The sequence below is a fragment of the Pectobacterium wasabiae CFBP 3304 genome (assembly GCF_001742185.1).
GTDB classification, from domain to species: Bacteria; Pseudomonadota; Gammaproteobacteria; order Enterobacterales; family Enterobacteriaceae; genus Pectobacterium; species Pectobacterium wasabiae.
Genome location: NZ_CP015750.1, coordinates 3,829,365 through 3,846,177 on the forward strand (window position 1 = coordinate 3,829,365; position 16,813 = coordinate 3,846,177).

A 16,813-nucleotide genomic window follows, 5' to 3' on the forward strand; every position below is an offset into this window, starting at 1 on the left:
TCGTGACTTCGGTAATGAAAGCGTTTTATTTTTCGGCTGGTACCTTCCTCATGCTGGGGATGGTTACCGCCAGTCTGTTTATTGGGGCAGGGCAAGTCACGCTCGATGCGGTCTGGACCGACCCGATGATGCGTGACATTTTCTTTATCAGCCGCGTGCCACGCACGCTGGCACTGCTATTGGCCGGGAGTGCCATGAGCGTCGCCGGGTTGATCATGCAATTGCTTACGCAGAACCGTTTTGTCGAACCTTCACTGGCGGGTACAACCCAGTCTGCGGGGTTTGGCCTACTGGTTGTGATGGTGATCGCGCCCTCGGCCTCCCTGATGGTGAAAATGGCCGTTGCCAGCGTGTTTGCGATGGTTGGCACATTACTGTTTATGATGCTGCTGCGGCGTATTGTCCTCAAATCAGCACTGGTCGTGCCGCTGGTTGGGATCATGCTGGGGTCGGTAATCGGTGCGGTGACTACATTCGGCGCAATGTATTATGACTTGTTGCAGTCGCTTGGTAGTTGGGAAGCAGGAGATTTTTCCGGCATTTTACAAGGGCGATATGAACTGCTCTGGCTGGTGGGGGTCCTCACGCTATTGGCATGCTGGACAGCAGATCGTTTTACCGTTGCGGGAATGGGGCGTGAGTTCTCTGTCAATGTCGGTCTGAACTATCGAAAGGTTATGTTGCTGGGGCTTTCCATCATTGCGGTGATTAGCGGTGTTGTCGTCGTTGTTGTGGGGGCCTTGCCGTTTCTGGGGCTGATCGTGCCGAACCTCATCAGTATGCTGATGGGGGATAACGTAAGAAAAACCATCCCTTGGGTTTGTTTGCTTGGCGGCGGGCTCGTGCTGCTGTGCGATATTATTGGCCGAGTGGTACGTTATCCGTTCGAAATTCCAGTGAGTGTTATTCTGGGTGTGATTGGGGCCGTCGTGTTCCTTCTCCTGTTGTTGAGTCAGAAACGTCATGTCAGTTAATGAATTCAAAGTTGATACCCACACTACAACGGCACCCGAGGCGCGTAGCATTGCGCCTTATCGGCGTTTGTGGTGGTTGGGCGCGGGGGCATTAGCGGCAATCGTGGTGTTCATGACCATCAACCTGGGCGGTAACCTGCGCTACATCCTGGTACACCGTGGTTTGATTTTATCTACCATGGTGCTGGTGGCGTTTTCCGCTGGTGTGTCAACGGTACTGTTCCAGACGGTGACCAATAACCGAATTCTCACGCCATCTATCATGGGGTTTGAGGCGCTGTTTGTCCTGCTGCAAACGGTGGTTCTGTTCTTCTTTGGGGTACAAGGCATTACGGCGGTTGGTGTTAGCGGCAAGTTTATCCTCGAAGCGTTGCTACTGGTGTTGTTTTCCTCACTACTCTATCGCGGCCTGTTTACCGGGCGTCACAGTAATTTGCATCTGGTTCTGCTGGTCGGCATCATTTGCGGGACATTGTTTCGCAGTGCTTCCAGCCTGATGCAGCGCCTCCTGACACCCGGAGAATTCGCGGTACTGCAAGGTAGAATGTTTGCCACCTTTACTCGTGCTGCACCGGAACTGATCGGGCTGTCTGCCGCGATCATACTGATTGTTGGGCTGTACGTGTGGCGACTGCGTTTCCAACTGGATGTACTGGCATTAGGGAAAAACACGGCGATTAATCTGGGTATTGCATATAAACGTCATGTGACGGTGGTGCTGTTGCTGGTGTCTGTGCTAGTTGCTGTTTCAACAGCGTTGGTGGGCCCGTTAACCTTTTTAGGATTTATGGTGGCGAATTTAGCCTATCTGATCGCCGGTTCCCGTCAGCATCGTATTTTGCTGCCTACTGCGTTTTTGCTTGGCATTATCGCGCTAGTAGGGGGGCAGTTGATTCTGGAACACCTGTTGGGCATGGCAGGGGCGCTATCTGTGGTGCTCGAATTTATCGGAGGATCGCTGTTTATTGTGTTGCTACTGAAAAAGGTTTCCGTGTGATTGAGATCGGCAATGTAACTAAAACATATAATAATGTGACGGTATTGAATAATGTCACGGCGACGGTGCCTCGTGGTGGCGTCACGTCGATTATCGGCCCGAATGGTGCAGGAAAATCGACACTGTTATCCATCATTAGTCGCTTGCTGGATGCGGATCAAGGGCAGGTAAAAGTGAATGGCATGGATGTCATGACAACGCCAAGCGATAAACTGGCAACGTGCTTGTCTGTTCTACGGCAGGAAAATCAATTTACCAGCCGCCTAACGGTAGCAGAATTGGTGGGTTTTGGACGCTATCCCTATACCAAAGGGCGACTGAACGCGGATGACCAAGAACGTATTAGTGCTGCGCTGGCTTTCCTCAACTTGACCGAACTGAAAGATCGGTTTTTAGATGAGCTTTCCGGTGGTCAGCGGCAGCGTGCCTATGTTGCGATGGTGCTGTGTCAGGATACGGAGTATGTGTTACTGGATGAACCGCTGAATAATCTGGATATGAAACACGCCGTGGCGATGATGAAGCAGATTCGCCGTGCGGCCGATGAGTTAGGTAAAACCATCGTGCTGGTGATCCACGATATCAACTTTGCTTCCGCCTATTCGGACTACATTATTGCTATGCGCAAAGGGCAGATTATCTATACGGGAAAACCGAAAGACATCATGGTATCCGATGTTCTGGAAGATATTTTCGATACAGAAGTGGCCATTGAAGAGGTTCATAACCAGCGCATCGCAGTATATTACCGCTGAATACCCGTCATACTTCAAGCCGCATGTACGTTGACTTCTCTTACTCACCCCAGTCACTTACTTGAGTAAGCTCCTGGGGACTCGAGCGGTCGTTGCCTGCATGCAACTCGAATTATTTAGGGTATGGTTTGGTGACAGAGTATCCGCTTGGCGATGCGTTAGCGCAAAGGGCGTAAGCACTGCTTGAAAGACGCTGGGTATAACCTGTATGGTGAATGCATAAAGAATTTATGTATGACTTGAGGTAAGGGCAAAAGATGGATAAGGACACTAAGCCGTGTTTCCAGGATGTGCTGGAATTCGTGCGCATGTTTCGTCGTAAAAACAAGCTTCAGCGTGAAATCGTCGACAACGAAAAGAAAATTCGTGATAACCAGAAGCGCGTTCTGCTACTGGACAACCTGAGCGAATATCTTAAACCTGGCATGTCCATCGAGGACGTGCAAAATATCATCGCTAACATGCGCGGTGATTATGAAGACCGCGTTGATGACTACATTATCAAGAACGCCGATCTGTCTAAAGAACGTCGTGAGCTGTCTAAAAAGCTGAAAGCGATGGGCGAAGTTAAGTAATCTGATACTTCGTCTTCTATCGTAAAAGGATCGCTTCGGCGGTCCTTTTTTGTATGTGTGCTGGGCGTAATGCCCAGAAAGAGTATCAACTGAAAGGCTTTTCTCACGTTTATTCACTCCGGCGGCGAACAAAACTGGCGGAGAGCCGATCGAGTAGGATAGCCATAAGCACCACTACGACTCCGCTTTGTAAACCCAAGCCGATATCGAGTTGCTGAATACTGCTGAGAATATCGTTACCCAACCCGCCCGCGCCGACCATTGATGCAATGATCACCATCGACATCGCCATCATAATCGTCTGGTTAACCCCCGCCATGATTGAGGGTTGAGCGGCAGGTAACTGTACTTTCCACAAGAGTTGCCACGGCGTGCAGCCAAAGGCGATACCCGCTTCGATGCGGGCAGCGTTCACCTGGCGAATCCCCAGATCGGTCAGGCGCACAACCGGTGGCATGGAAAACAAAATGGTGGCGAAAATGCCCGGAGGACGGCCGAGTCCGAACAATATTGTGGCTGGAATCAAGTAGACAAACGCGGGCATGGTCTGCATAAAATCCAACAATGTACGCACCATACTGCCGATTACTGCACGTCGCGCACTCCAGATCCCTAGAGGAATACCGATCAGCAGGCTGAAAACAGCGGAAGAGAGCGTCAGGGCGAGGGTAATCGATGCGTGTTCGCTGTAGCCGCTATAAATGATGTACAAGGTGGCGAGTAATGCGAACAGTGCGAACCCTTTACCGATGCGCCAGAGCCCGATGCCAACAGATAGGATCACTAATCCCCATGGTGTTAGCCATCCCGTCAAGGTTTCTATTCCCCCTGCGAAGGTATCAATACCCGTTGCCAGTGTGTCAAAAAAGCCACCGGCTTGCGATAGCATGGCGTGGATCGCGCTATCGATCTGGCGACTAAAATCTAATGGATAGGTCATAATTTATCTTCTCAGGGAGTTGCCTCGGTATCAGCATAACTTTCTGCCAGTTGCCAGCGTGAGGTGTCCACACCGGAAAAAAAATGACGTACATAAGGTGTTGCGGGTGTATTGATGAGCGCTTCTGGTTGCCCGACCTGTACCAGATGGCCTTGTTCCATGATGGCAATACGCGTTCCCAGCCGTAGCGCTTCTTCCATGTCATGTGTGACAAACACGATGGTACGCAATTGTTGCGCCTGTAACGTCAGCAATAGCGATTGCATTTCCCGACGAATGATTGGGTCCAACGCGGAAAACGCCTCATCCATCAGCAGCACAGACGGATTCACAACCAGCGCTCTGGCAAGCCCGACCCGTTGCTGCATCCCGCCCGAAAGCTGGTGGGGGTAGTGACTTGCTACCTGGCTGAGTCCGACCTGTTCCAGCATATCCCGTGCTTTCTGGTGACGCGCCGCCCGGCCCACTCCGGCAACTTCCAGACCGAATGCCACGTTATCCAATACGGTACGTTCATCAAAAAGCGCGAAAGACTGAAAGACCATGCCCATTTTTTGGCGACGCAAGGCGATCATTTGTGCGGATGAGAGCGATGCCAACTCTTGGCCGTCAAATAACACTGAACCATCGCTTGGGGGAATCAGAAAATTCAGTGTACGTAAAAGCGTTGATTTTCCTGAACCGGAAAGGCCGACAATGACAAAGACTTCACCCGGATAGATTTTCAGATTGATATTATTCAGTGCATTAACTGATGTCTGTTTTTTAGCTCGGAAAAAACACCGTCTTTCGGCTTTAGTATAATAATTCTTATTTATCTCACGCAATTCTATTATTGGCTCTGGCATAGTCATACCGCATATTTATCTGAAATCCGCTATACGCTAACCTAAAATAACCAGGCGAAGTTAAATATTTGATTGAGTGAATAGACATATTCCACATTAGCTTAGCAATATTATTGCGATGCGTTTTTTTTGAGATGGAAATTCCATGCTTCATCTAATAGCCACGCTTTTACTTTTTCTTGTTGAACCGATGGCGGTTTTCCACTGGCGGAAATTAAATAATATCCTCGTTCGGTGCGTATTTCTGGCCCACAGCGGAAAAGCTGTTTACTGTCCAGGAACGTGTCAATCAGTGGTCGCCAGCCAAGGGCAATTCCCTGGCCTTCAATAGCAGCCTGGATCACCAGAGAGTAGGCGTTAAAAGTACGTGATGCGCTATGATTTTGGCCGCTCATGTGGTGTTGGCGAAACCAGTCCTCCCAGGTCAACCAGCGTTGCGGGTGTGTTTCCGGCAGCTTTAACAATGGGTGATTCAGAAGTTTTTCAGGTGAGGGATTAGCCCCGAGATTGTCGATAATATTCTGGTTGCAAACAGGAACGACGTCTTCGGGGAACAGGCGCTGCGCCTGTGTTCCGGGCCAGTTACCGCTACCGAAATAGATGGCCAGATGCGCGTTGCTATCGCGGAAATTGTAGTCATTTGGTGAGGTTGATATCTGCACCTCGATGCCTGGGATCAGCGTTTGAATATTGTTCAGCCGTGGTAACAACCAGTAACTGGCGAACCCCATATCGGTATCGATGCGCAATGTACTGCGCTGGTGGCGAGTGCGCTCCAGTTGCTCGCTGATATCGTTAAGGCAGGCGCGGACGATTTGGTAAAGTCCAGTGCCCGATTCAGTTAACTCCACGCCGCGATGGCGTCGTTCAAATAAAGGGACATTAACCAGATTTTCAAGCGCTTGAATACGTTGACTTACGGCTGGTTGTGAAAGTCCCAGTTCGGTTCCCGCCGCGGTAAAATTGCCATGACGTGCTGCCGCTTCGAAGACGACCAACACCTGTAATGGTGGAAGTTGTAATTTTTTTGCCATAAATTGACCTTATGCCATGATAATAAAATAACCTCTTCACAGAACGAAAAGGGTGTGCGATAAAAATATCACGATTCATTTAATTGATTTAATCTTCTGTCTTATTATGCATATAAATAAACCGAATATCGTTATTCTTATGGCCGATCAATTAACGGCATCGGCATTACACACCTATGGAAATAAGGTTAGCCTTACGCCAAATATTGATAAATTGGCGCGCGAAGGCGTGGTATTTGAATCAGCGTATTGTAATAGTCCACTATGTGCACCGTCGCGTGCCTCGTTGATGACAGGGCAGTTTATTTCAAAAAATGCGGTATTTGATAACGCAGCGGAGTTTCATGCTGATTCGCCAACATTTTGTCACTATTTGCGTGAGCAAGGGTATCGCACCTGGCTTTCCGGCAAGATGCATTTTTGCGGCCCAGATCAACTTCATGGCTTTGATGAGCGACTGACCACGGATATCTATCCCGCAGATTTTGGCTGGACGCCCGATTGGCGTCATCCAGAGAAGCGTCTGGACTGGTATCATAATATGAGTTCAGTGTTGGAGGCGGGTGAATGCGTGCGAACCAATCAGCTTGATTTTGATGATGAAGCCCTGTTTTTAGCGCGGCAACGACTGTATGACGCCGCCCGCCGCCCCGAGGATCGGCCGTTCCTGTTGCTATTGTCATTGACGCACCCACACGACCCATTCGCTATTCCCCGGCGCTATCTCGATCGCTTCAACGCTGAGGACATCGATTTGCCAAAAACACAGGCAGGTGATGTTGAGGACGATCCCCATTCTGCGCGTCTGAGGGCTATGTATCAATTGGAAGGGGGGCTGCTGAGTGAAGAGGATATTCGCCGAGCTCGTCATGCCTATTACGGTGCTATGGCGTATGTGGATGACTGCTTTGGTGAGGTGGTGCGCACATTGGAAGAAACTGGGCTTGCGGAAGATACGATCGTTTTTGTGGTAGCCGATCACGGTGAAATGCTGGGCGAACGCGGCCTGTGGTACAAGATGACTTTCTTTGAAAATGCAGTTCGTATCCCTTTTATTGTGCATAACCCAAAACGCTTTGCACCACGTCGAATCGCACAGAACGTTTCGCTGGTTGATTTGCTGCCTACCCTTAGCGAATTGGCAAGCGGTGAGGATCGCACAGCGCAGGCAATTGCACCGCTGGATGGGCACAGTTTAGTGCCGCATCTGCGTGGAGAGCCAGGGCCGGATGGCGTATACAGCGAATATCTAGCAGAAGGTGCGATAGGGCCAATGGTGATGATTCGCCGTGAGGCATGGAAATATATTCATTCGCTGAATGACGCGCCACAGTTGTTCAATTTGCAACAGGATCCGTATGAAAAGTGCAATCTGGCAACCGACAGTAAATATCAGGGCGTCGTTGAAAGCTTTGCTAAAGAAGTGGCAGCACGTTGGCAGTTGGACAGCTTGAACCAGCAGGTGCTAGCGAGCCAGCAAAAGAGATTGTTTTTAACCCGTATCGCGGGTCGTGACGCGATCCCTAAATGGGACTATCAGCCTCGTCAGGAAGCCTCGCAGCGCTATATTCGCAACCATCAAACACTGGACGAGCAAGAAGCCTTTGCCCGCTACCCACAGCCGTTAAAGAAATCAATCGGGGAAGAATAATGAAGCAGAAATCATTGTCGGTATCCATGCTGCTGGCCGTTGCCGCGTTGTTGCCGGTAACCAGTTTTGCCGCAGAAGATCCACGCTGCGCCGTGGTCACGCAATCCGATCCTGGTTGGACAGATATAGCTTCAACCAACGCCGTGTCTGGTGTGGTGCTCAATGCGCTCGGCTATCAGCAGAAAGTGCAGAATCTTTCCGTCGCATTAGCTTTTCAGGGGCTGAAAACCGGACAGATTGACGTGTTCCTCGGAAACTGGATGCCCGCGCAGGAACCGGTTATCAGCAAATATATTGCAGACGGTTCAATCAAGGTGTTGGGAGCTAACCTCCCCGCGGCCAAATTCACACTGGCGGTGCCGGAGTATGTTGCAGAGGCTGGAGTGAAAGATTTTGCCGATTTACAGAAATACGCCGATAAGTTCGAACATAAAATATACGGCATTGCACCGGGTGCACCAGCCAATCAAAATATTAAAAAGATGCTGGATAAACAGGATTTTGGTCTCCAAGGCTGGAGCCTTGTTGAATCCAGTGAGAGTGGGATGTTGGCCCAGGTCACCCGTGCGACGATGCGTAATCAGTGGGTGGTCTTTCTTGGCTGGGAACCGCATGCGATGAATACGCGCTTCAAACTTAACTATTTAAGCGGAGGGGATGCCTATTTCGGGCCTAACTACGGTAGCGCGACGGTGAATACGGTGACACGTAAGGATTTCGCTACGCAGTGTCCGAATCTTAACCGTTTTTTCAGCCAGTTAACGTTTGATGTCGCACTAGAGAATGCCATTATCAGCCGCGTACTGGATGATAAACAAAGTGCTGAGGAAGCGGCGCGGGCAGAACTGATGAAACATCCGGAACGGCTTTCGACCTGGCTTAACGGAGTAACTAACCGGGAAGGCCAGCCTGCTGAACCTATCGTGAGAAAAGCGCTCGGGATTTAATGTGGCACCCGACGCCAGAGTCTTGTCATCATATTGCTTGGGGGAAACGCAGGAAGCAGAAAACGGAATCATGCTCACAGAGTCACTGCTGTGTACTGAAATTTAGCCGCTTTTTTGCGAGATGTTTCCCTACCTGAGTTTTCCGTTCTGTTGTATTAGCCTGAGTTACCGCAACATTCCGGAACGGACTACAGGAAAAGAGGGAAAACTGTGCCATGGCAAGGAACGATGTCGATAAATAGTCTGGCTTGGGCTGGCGTGCTGGGCATCTTGCCGCTACTTTTTTTATCGCACATCCCAGCGCAAATGCTGCTGTGGTGGGGGCTGGGCCTATCTAGCTGCGTGATAGTCGTAGGATATCGCTACGCGGGGGTACGCTTTGTGGCGATTGTTGCCACTAGTTTTTTCTGGGCATCGTTGAATGCGCAAACCCTGTTGTTACAAATTGAACGCTTGACGCCGGAACCCGTTAGCGCTGTCGTGGTGATAAGCAGCATACGGTTCAGTGAGCACGATGATACCTGGATCACGGTTCGAATTGAGCAAGTAAACCAACGCCGGGTCTTCCCTCCTGTGTATGCCCAACTGGCCGTATCACCTGCGATGGAAAACTGGTGCGGTGGTCAACGTTGGGGAGTAACCGCCACTTTTCGCCCCATCCATAGTCGGTTAAATGAAGGTGGCTTTGATAGTCAACGCTGGGCGATGGCTAAACGGCAACCGTTATCGGGCCGTGTGCTAGCGGCGAACGTAATGGATAGCCGCTGTGATTTTCGCCAGCATACGATCGCAAAGGCGGAGCAGCAGGTAGATGGATTGCCGTGGCGTTCCATTTTGCTAGCGCTAACGTTTGGTGAGATGAAAACGGTTAGCACTGAACTCAAGGCGCTACTTCAGAATACTGGAACGATGCATCTGATGGCGATTTCTGGCCTTCATATTGTGCTTGCTAGCCTGTTTGGCTGGGGAATAATGCGGGCGTTACAGTATGGCTTTCCCGTGCAATGGATTGGCTACCGCCTCCCACTACTGACGAGCGTTATGGTTGCCTGGGGATATGTCTGGCTAGCAGGGGGAAACCCTCCTGCGGTGCGATCTGCGTTGGCACTTAGCGTATGGGTCTGTCTAAAAATGTGGAACGTTAACTGCTCAGCCTGGCAGGTTTGGCTATGGTGCGTTGCATTGATTCTGGTCAGCGATCCATTGAGCGTGCTGTCAGACAGTTTTTGGCTATCTTGTCTTGCGGTGGCCTCGCTGATTTTTTGGTTTCAATGGGCGCCGCTTCCCTATCGGTTACAGACCCAGCGACGGTGGTTCTGGCTGCGTTGGATCCACCTGCAAACGGGGATCACGCTGTTGTTGATGCCCTTGCAGTTGCATATTTTCCATGGTGTTAGCATCACTTCTCTGCCTGCCAACCTGTGGGCCGTACCTTTAGTTACCTTTGTTACCACACCGCTTATTTTGCTGGCATTGAGCACGATTGCGTTTTCGCCGCTGAGCGAAATGCTTTGGTGGTTGGCGGATCTGTCACTGCGTGTGGTATTCGCTCCCCTGACTTATCTACAGACGGGGTGGGTTTATCTTGATGCGTCGCTGCTGATAGGGAGTATCGCAGGGTGGGGTACCGTCGTGATATGGCGCTTTAGCTGGTGGCGATGCTATCCCATGAGTGTTTGTGCTCTGATTCTTGTTTTATTGGTTTTTCGTATAAAGCGTGATGAACCGGAGTGGCGTGTGGACATGCTGGATGTCGGTCATGGTCTGGCCATTGTGATCGAACAACGTGGGAAGGCGGTGCTGTACGATACGGGAAACCGCTGGGAAGGGGGAGACATGGCGGCGCGAGAGATTTTACCCTATCTACGCTGGCGTGGCGTCGATGTGGAAAAAATCATCCTGAGCCACAGCCATATGGACCACATCGGAGGGCTGGCAACGTTACAGACCGCTTACCCTGATGCTACGATCTATAGCGCTATCAACGCGGTAAATCATCGTTCTTGCCTGCGCGGCGAGCGTTGGCGCTGGCAAAGTCTTACGTTTACCGTGCTGTGGCCACTCACGCTCGTCGAGAGAGCGGAAAATAATGACTCCTGTGTTATCCGCGTTGATGATGGGAAACACAGTGTTCTACTGACGGGGGATCTGGAGTCGGATGCGGAAAAAGCACTGATGAGAGTAGAACGCAGTGCGTTACGTGCGAATTTGTTACAAATCCCCCATCATGGCAGTAACACCTCTTCGTCCCCTCCCTTTATTCGAGCGGTTGGCGCCGACGTTGTGATGGCGTCTGCGGCGCGTTATAACCCGTGGCGACTGCCTTCAGTAAAGGTTGTCGAGCGATATCGGCAACAGGGTTACTCATGGCTGGATACTGCGTCATTCGGGCAGCTAAGTGTTCGTTTTCTCAGCGATTCATGGCATGTTTTACGGTTCAGGGATCACATATCGCCTCGTTGGTATCATCAGTGGTTTGGCGTAGAGCGGTATAATGAGTAAAATGGTCGGCTATTTATTCCCGATTCAGGTTCACTACATGCTGAATGATAAAGATCTCTCCACTTGGCAGACCTTTCGCCGCCTATGGCCGATGATCTCTCCTTTTAAGGCAGGGCTTGCTGCTGCTGCAATCGCACTCATTATTAATGCAGCTGGCGATACTTTAATGCTCTCTCTGCTTAAACCCTTGCTGGATGACGGATTCGGTAAGGCGGAGCGTTCCGTATTGCTCTGGATGCCTCTGGTCGTTATTGGATTGATGATAGTGAGGGGGGTATCAGGTTTTGTCTCCAGCTACTGCGTTTCCTGGGTTTCCGGCAAAGTAGTCATGAATATGCGCCGTCGCCTTTTTTCCCACATCATGGGGATGCCGGTAGCGTTTTTCGACCAGCAGTCAACCGGGACACTGTTATCACGTATCACCTATGATTCTGAGCAGGTTGCGTCTTCATCATCTGGCGCATTGATTACCGTCGTCAGAGAAGGGGCATCGATCATTGGCCTGTTCATTCTGATGTTCTACTACAGTTGGCAACTGTCCATCATCCTGATCGTAATTGCGCCGATTGTGTCAATCGCTATGCGCATGGTGTCCAAACGGTTCCGCAGTATCAGTAAAAACATGCAGGATACAATGGGGCACGTCACCACCAGCACGGAGCAAATGCTTAAAGGGCATAAAGAAGTGCTGATGTTTGGCGGTCAGGAAGTTGAAACCAAGCGTTTCGATCAGGTTAGTAACCGGATGCGTCAGCAGGGCATGAAGATGGTATCCGCGTCTTCAATTTCCGACCCTATCATCCAGTTGATCGCGTCACTGGCGCTGGCGTTTGTCCTGTATGCAGCCAGTTTCCCCAGCGTGATGGAGACGTTGACTGCCGGGACGATCACGGTGGTGTTCTCTTCCATGATTGCGCTGATGCGTCCGTTAAAATCACTGACTAACGTGAATGCGCAATTCCAGCGCGGTATGGCCGCATGCCAGACGCTGTTCGCTATTCTGGACATGGAACAAGAACGTGACACGGGTAAACTGGAAATCGAACGTGCGAAAGGTGAACTCGAATTCCGTCAGGTGAATTTTGCTTATCCGGCAAGAGAAAATCTGGCGCTGAAGAATATCAATCTGCATATCCCCGTTGGGAAAACGGTGGCATTGGTTGGCCGCTCTGGTTCCGGTAAATCGACGATTGCCAGTTTGATCACGCGTTTTTACGATATTCAATCAGGTGAAATTCTGCTTGATGGCCATGATTTGCGTGAATATAACCTATCTTCTTTGCGTAATCAGGTGGCCTTGGTTTCTCAGAATGTGCATTTATTTAACGATACGATAGCGAATAACATTGCCTATGCCCGCAATGAACACTATAGCCGTGAGGAAATCGAGCGTGCGGCAAAAATGGCGTATGCGATGGACTTCATCAATAAGATGGAACATGGTCTGGACACGATTATTGGTGAAAATGGCGTGATGCTCTCTGGCGGTCAGCGCCAGCGTATTGCGATTGCCCGTGCGTTACTGCGCGATAGCCCGATCCTGATATTGGATGAAGCCACGTCGGCGTTGGACACCGAATCCGAACGTGCGATCCAGGCTGCATTAGATGAATTGCAGAAAGATCGTACTGCGTTGGTGATTGCGCACCGTCTTTCCACGATTGAAAAGGCAGATGAAATTCTGGTAGTTGAAGATGGCAGAATCATTGAGCGTGGTAGTCATGCTGCGTTGTTGGCGACAAACGGAGCCTATGCACAGTTACATAGAATGCAGTTTGGCGAATGATTGAGCGTATTTGGTCGGGACAGTCGCGGCTCTATTGGCTGCTGCTGCCGCTTGCGTGGTTATACGGATTTATCACTTTTCTGATCCGCCAGAGCTATCGATTAGGGTGGCGGAAACGCTGGCGCTCCCCCGTACCCGTGGTGGTGGTGGGGAATTTGACGGCAGGCGGTAATGGGAAAACACCGGTAGTCATTTGGCTTGTCGAGCAATTGCAACGCAAGGGATATCGCGTAGGTGTGGTGTCCCGCGGCTATGGGGGAAAGGCTGAACGTTACCCACTGCTGCTGGATGCGTCGGTGACAACGATGCAGGCAGGCGATGAGCCCGTGTTGATTTTCCAACGTACCGGTGCGCCTGTTGCGGTTTCTCCCCGTCGTCGGGATGCCGTAAGCGCATTATTGGCCCGGAACTCGCTAGATGTGGTGATCACCGACGATGGGTTACAGCACTATGCGTTGGCAAGAGATATTGAACTGGTTGTGATTGACGGGGTGCGGCGTTTTGGTAACGGTTGGTGGCTACCCGCTGGCCCAATGCGGGAAAGAGAATACCGCCTGGCATCGGTGGATGCCGTCATTGTTAACGGAGGTACTCCGCGAACAGGCGAGATGGGGATGACGTTAACGGCGAGTATGGCCGTTAATTTACTGTCAGGCGAATCCCGCTCGCTTAGCCTGTTACATGATGTGGTTGCGATGGCGGGTATCGGACATCCCCCGCGTTTTTTTGCGACGTTGCGTGATGCGGGCGTCAGTATTGCGCGCGAAGTTGCTTTTGCCGACCATCAATCGTACCAGCCAGCACAGCTTGAATCGTTGACCCAAGATGCGGCGCAGCCGCTGCTGATGACGGAAAAAGATGCCGTAAAATGCAGGGCGTTCGCGAAGGATAACTGGTGGTATTTGCCCGTCGATGCCGTGCTCGCTGAGCCTCACGGCACACAATTACTTGATAAACTGGAAAACGTGATTAATCGGGATGTTGGCGACAAAACGTAAATCGATCTGGTGCCACAGTTTTAACTATCCCCAGTTGGTATCACACCTTATTAGATCGCTGCTATAGCGATAAAGAAAATGTCGGTCATCGATCGGCCAAAGATGGAGGAAGCATGGATCACCGTTTACTTGAGATTGTTGCCTGTCCTGTTTGTAATGGTCGGCTGTACTTTAATAAAGAGAAACTGGAATTGATATGCAAGGTCGATGGTTTGGCCTATCCAGTCCGTGATGGTATCCCCGTGCTGCTGGAAAACGAAGCGCGTAAACTTGGGGCTGACGAGATAACACAATGACTTTTACTGTGATCATCCCTGCTCGTTTTGCATCAAGTCGACTGCCGGGGAAACCGCTGGCGGACATCAACGGTAAACCGATGGTCGTCCATGTGATGGAACGGGCGCTGGAATCGGGTGCGCAGCGCGTTATAGTGGCTACCGATCATCCTGACGTTGAGGTTGCCGTGCGACAAGCTGGTGGCGAGGTGTGTCTGACCCGCGCCGATCATAATTCTGGCACAGAGCGTCTGGCTGAAGTCATTGAACGGTACGGTTTTACCGATGATGATATTATCGTTAACGTTCAGGGTGATGAGCCACTCATTCCTTCCATTATTATTCGCCAAGTGGCGGAGAACCTCGCAGCGAGTAAAGCGGGAATGGCAACGCTGGCGGTGCCGATTGAAACCAGCGAAGAAGCGTTCAATCCAAATGCAGTGAAAGTGGTTACCGACGCCGAGGGATACGCACTGTATTTTTCCCGTGCGACAATTCCTTGGGACAGGGAGCGTTTTGCTCAGTCGAAGGAAACCATTGGCGATCATTTCCTGCGTCATATCGGCATTTATGCTTACCGTGCGGGATTTGTGCGACGTTATGTCACTTGGGCTCCAAGCCAACTGGAGCAAATCGAATTGTTGGAGCAACTGCGCGTGTTGTGGTACGGAGAGAAGGTCCATGTTGCGGTCGCTAAAGCCGTTCCTAGTGTTGGTGTGGATACGCCAGAAGATCTAGCCCGCGTGCGACAAATCATGGCGAGTTAATCAAACCTATCGCTCTGACCTCTTACTTCATGGGGAGTCTATTTTTACTGAATAGATTTTCTCCATGAAGTTTTTCTTCATATGACATTTTATTTTTTAAGTTATTTAGCACTTATTTAGATAAACATTCTTAAAAACTCTTAAATTACACGGCACCTCTTTATTCATCGAAATGGTTCATTTCCTTTTTTAATTTATGTGCCGCGAGCAGAACTTTTATTTTCATATTTAAATGCTACTATCAACTCGCCATGTTCTTGCATGGCGTTTTATTTATTTCAGCTAAGGATGGTAATAATATGAATGCTAAACATTATATTGCAAAAGTTTTCCTCGGCGGTATGTTAATGGGCGCGGCAGCGAGTAGCAGTGCTGCGGTTTATTACATGGCCTCCAACGGCAATGATGCGAATAACGGCAGTAAAAATTCTCCCTGGAAAACGATCGATCGTGCACAGAAAACATTAAATCCCGGTGACCGTTTGTGGATCCGTGGCGGTAAATACGTGTTCACTAAGGGACTGAACGTCTGTGCTACTCGCACTGACGTCGTGAATGCGATCACACTGAGTAAGAGCGGCACTGAAGGTAAGCGCATTGAGTATTGGGCGTCTAGCGGAGAAGTGCCGATTTTTGATTTCAGCCAGATGCAGGATGATTGCCGGGTCAAAGGGTTCAATGTTGTTGCAGATTGGGTTTCCGTTAAAGGGTTGGAAATAACGGGTGTTCCACAACGTAATAACCTTAACCATGAATCCTGGGGAGTATGGAACAGGGGGAGTAATAATATATTCGAACAATTGAATATTCACCATATTATGGGAACCGGCCTGTTCATCCAGCGCGGGGGAAATAACCTGGTATTGAATAGCGACTCTCACCATAATTATGATCCACTGACATCTAATGGTGCAGGTCAAAGTGGAGATGGTTTTGGTGCGCACATCCCTGCTAATCAACCTGGTAATATTTTCCGTGGTTGCCGGGCGTGGGCAAACTCGGATGATGGTTTCGATTTAATTAATGCCTATTCTCCGGTATTGATTGAAAACTCTTGGGCTTGGTCGCACGGTTATTTACCGGGCACAACACAATCCCTGGCTGCGGGTAACGGTAATGGTTTTAAAATCGGTGGCTACGGTGGCGTTTATGTGGCAAATGCGGTGAAACATACCGTGCGTAACTCGGTTGCGTTTCTAAATAAGGCAGCCGGTTTTTATGCTAATCACCATCCGGTAGCGAACGATTTCTTCAATAACACCGGTTATAAAAATAATCCTAACTTTAATATCCGCGGCATTGATGCAAATGGAAAAGCGGTTGGGCTGGGTACGCTGCGCAATAACGTGTCTCACGGCGGTAAAGACTTGTCGTTCTCCGATGGAGCGAACATGCGCTATAACTCGTGGGATCTGAAAATTGCGGTATCGGATGCTGACTTCGAGAGTGTTTCCGTAACTGGATGGGATGCGCCGCGTCAGGCGGATGGCAGTTTGCCTGTACTGAAGAGCCTGCGTCTTGCGTCGAGGAGCGCGCTAATCAACAAGGGGGGGATGTCAAACTGCCTTATAAAGGATCAGCGCCAGATTTGGGTGCCTTTGAACGTGAGTAATGTTGGGGCGTTAGTACACTAGCCTGTCACTCGCAATATTCCCTGCAGCCCAGCAGGGAATATTGCTGCAATAACGTCGGTAGGGCGCGCTCCTTGCCGTCATTGATCCCCGTTTATTTGATCTGCGTTGAAGTATTTGTCATCTGCCCGCC

14 protein-coding genes and 1 pseudogene are annotated in these 16,813 nt (G+C 50.2%); 12 read left to right on the forward strand and 3 right to left on the reverse strand.

The window, feature by feature from the left end:
- Nucleotides 1-14 precede the first annotated feature (14 nt).
- From A7983_RS17450 to tmaR, 4 genes are all read left to right on the forward strand, one after another.
- Nucleotides 15-974 carry an ABC transporter permease gene (locus A7983_RS17450; RefSeq protein WP_005967620.1) on the forward strand — a complete coding sequence of 320 codons (960 nt, stop codon included), beginning with the start codon at nucleotides 15-17 and terminating at the stop codon, nucleotides 972-974.
- The gene (locus A7983_RS17455; RefSeq protein WP_005967622.1) at nucleotides 964-1,971 is read left to right on the forward strand and encodes an iron chelate uptake ABC transporter family permease subunit; all 1,008 of its coding nucleotides are present in this window, start codon (nucleotides 964-966) and stop codon (nucleotides 1,969-1,971) included. The genes A7983_RS17450 and A7983_RS17455 overlap by 11 nt, the downstream gene beginning before the upstream one ends.
- Complete coding sequence (locus A7983_RS17460) at nucleotides 1,968-2,726, forward strand: iron ABC transporter ATP-binding protein (RefSeq protein WP_005967624.1); 759 nt, start codon at nucleotides 1,968-1,970, stop codon at nucleotides 2,724-2,726. Before A7983_RS17455 ends, A7983_RS17460 begins: the two co-directional genes overlap by 4 nt.
- A gap of 257 nt (nucleotides 2,727-2,983) precedes the next feature.
- Entirely contained in the window at nucleotides 2,984-3,301 is a 318-nt protein-coding gene (gene tmaR / locus A7983_RS17465) for a PTS system regulator TmaR (RefSeq protein ID WP_005967626.1), read from the forward strand.
- A gap of 109 nt (nucleotides 3,302-3,410) precedes the next feature.
- Here tmaR and A7983_RS17470 read toward each other — a convergent pair whose 3' ends face one another.
- The 3 genes from A7983_RS17470 to A7983_RS17480 all read right to left on the reverse strand — a co-directional run bounded on the left by A7983_RS17470 (nucleotide 3,411) and on the right by A7983_RS17480 (nucleotide 6,123).
- A complete protein-coding gene (locus A7983_RS17470) occupies nucleotides 3,411-4,241 on the reverse strand; it encodes an ABC transporter permease (protein WP_005967629.1) in 831 nt (276 codons plus the stop codon).
- An 11-nt stretch (nucleotides 4,242-4,252) separates the two neighbouring features.
- Nucleotides 4,253-5,089 carry an ATP-binding cassette domain-containing protein gene (locus tag A7983_RS17475; protein WP_005967631.1) on the reverse strand — a complete coding sequence of 279 codons (837 nt, stop codon included), beginning with the start codon at nucleotides 5,087-5,089 and terminating at the stop codon, nucleotides 4,253-4,255.
- Between the two features lie 110 nt (nucleotides 5,090-5,199).
- On the reverse strand, nucleotides 5,200-6,123 hold the full coding sequence (locus A7983_RS17480; protein ID WP_005967633.1) for a LysR substrate-binding domain-containing protein: 924 nt from the start codon (nucleotides 6,121-6,123) through the stop codon (nucleotides 5,200-5,202).
- 106 nt (nucleotides 6,124-6,229) lie between these two features.
- Between A7983_RS17480 and betC the strand changes: the two genes are divergently transcribed.
- From betC to pelN, 8 genes and pseudogenes are all read left to right on the forward strand, one after another.
- Nucleotides 6,230-7,774, forward strand: a complete 1,545-nt coding sequence (gene betC, locus A7983_RS17485; protein WP_005967635.1) for a choline-sulfatase — start codon at nucleotides 6,230-6,232, stop codon at nucleotides 7,772-7,774.
- A complete protein-coding gene (gene choX, locus A7983_RS17490; protein WP_005967637.1) occupies nucleotides 7,774-8,721 on the forward strand; it encodes a choline ABC transporter substrate-binding protein in 948 nt (315 codons plus the stop codon). The genes betC and choX overlap by 1 nt, the downstream gene beginning before the upstream one ends.
- A gap of 228 nt (nucleotides 8,722-8,949) precedes the next feature.
- Nucleotides 8,950-11,223 carry a ComEC family protein gene (locus A7983_RS17495; protein ID WP_039477179.1) on the forward strand — a complete coding sequence of 758 codons (2,274 nt, stop codon included), beginning with the start codon at nucleotides 8,950-8,952 and terminating at the stop codon, nucleotides 11,221-11,223.
- A 37-nt stretch (nucleotides 11,224-11,260) separates the two neighbouring features.
- Nucleotides 11,261-13,009: a lipid A ABC transporter ATP-binding protein/permease MsbA gene (gene msbA / locus A7983_RS17500; RefSeq protein ID WP_039477386.1), complete on the forward strand. Its 1,749-nt coding sequence runs from the start codon at nucleotides 11,261-11,263 to the stop codon at nucleotides 13,007-13,009.
- Entirely contained in the window at nucleotides 13,006-14,007 is a 1,002-nt protein-coding gene (gene lpxK, locus A7983_RS17505) for a tetraacyldisaccharide 4'-kinase (protein WP_005967643.1), read from the forward strand. Before msbA ends, lpxK begins: the two co-directional genes overlap by 4 nt.
- Before the next feature lie 113 nt (nucleotides 14,008-14,120).
- Complete coding sequence (locus A7983_RS17510; protein ID WP_005967647.1) at nucleotides 14,121-14,303, forward strand: Trm112 family protein; 183 nt, start codon at nucleotides 14,121-14,123, stop codon at nucleotides 14,301-14,303.
- Nucleotides 14,300-15,049, forward strand: a complete 750-nt coding sequence (gene kdsB / locus A7983_RS17515; protein WP_005967649.1) for a 3-deoxy-manno-octulosonate cytidylyltransferase — start codon at nucleotides 14,300-14,302, stop codon at nucleotides 15,047-15,049. The genes A7983_RS17510 and kdsB overlap by 4 nt, the downstream gene beginning before the upstream one ends.
- Before the next feature lie 299 nt (nucleotides 15,050-15,348).
- A pseudogene (pelN, locus tag A7983_RS17520) lies at nucleotides 15,349-16,661 on the forward strand (pectate lyase PelN).
- Nucleotides 16,662-16,813 lie beyond the last annotated feature (152 nt).

What these genes read in the sequence shown, in the direction of transcription:
- A7983_RS17510 (WP_005967647.1), top strand. Translation starts at nt 14,121, where the DNA reads ATGGATCACCGTTTACTTGAGATTGTTGCCTGTCCTGTTTGTAATGGT.
- A7983_RS17480 (WP_005967633.1), bottom strand. Translation starts at nt 6,123, where the DNA reads ATGGCAAAAAAATTACAACTTCCACCATTACAGGTGTTGGTCGTCTTC.
- kdsB (WP_005967649.1), top strand. Translation starts at nt 14,300, where the DNA reads ATGACTTTTACTGTGATCATCCCTGCTCGTTTTGCATCAAGTCGACTG.
- A7983_RS17475 (WP_005967631.1), bottom strand. Translation starts at nt 5,089, where the DNA reads ATGCCAGAGCCAATAATAGAATTGCGTGAGATAAATAAGAATTATTAT.
- A7983_RS17495 (WP_039477179.1), top strand. Translation starts at nt 8,950, where the DNA reads ATGTCGATAAATAGTCTGGCTTGGGCTGGCGTGCTGGGCATCTTGCCG.
- choX (WP_005967637.1), top strand. Translation starts at nt 7,774, where the DNA reads ATGAAGCAGAAATCATTGTCGGTATCCATGCTGCTGGCCGTTGCCGCG.
- betC (WP_005967635.1), top strand. Translation starts at nt 6,230, where the DNA reads ATGCATATAAATAAACCGAATATCGTTATTCTTATGGCCGATCAATTA.
- A7983_RS17455 (WP_005967622.1), top strand. Translation starts at nt 964, where the DNA reads ATGTCAGTTAATGAATTCAAAGTTGATACCCACACTACAACGGCACCC.
- msbA (WP_039477386.1), top strand. Translation starts at nt 11,261, where the DNA reads ATGCTGAATGATAAAGATCTCTCCACTTGGCAGACCTTTCGCCGCCTA.
- lpxK (WP_005967643.1), top strand. Translation starts at nt 13,006, where the DNA reads ATGATTGAGCGTATTTGGTCGGGACAGTCGCGGCTCTATTGGCTGCTG.
- tmaR (WP_005967626.1), top strand. Translation starts at nt 2,984, where the DNA reads ATGGATAAGGACACTAAGCCGTGTTTCCAGGATGTGCTGGAATTCGTG.
- A7983_RS17450 (WP_005967620.1), top strand. Translation starts at nt 15, where the DNA reads ATGAAAGCGTTTTATTTTTCGGCTGGTACCTTCCTCATGCTGGGGATG.
- A7983_RS17470 (WP_005967629.1), bottom strand. Translation starts at nt 4,241, where the DNA reads ATGACCTATCCATTAGATTTTAGTCGCCAGATCGATAGCGCGATCCAC.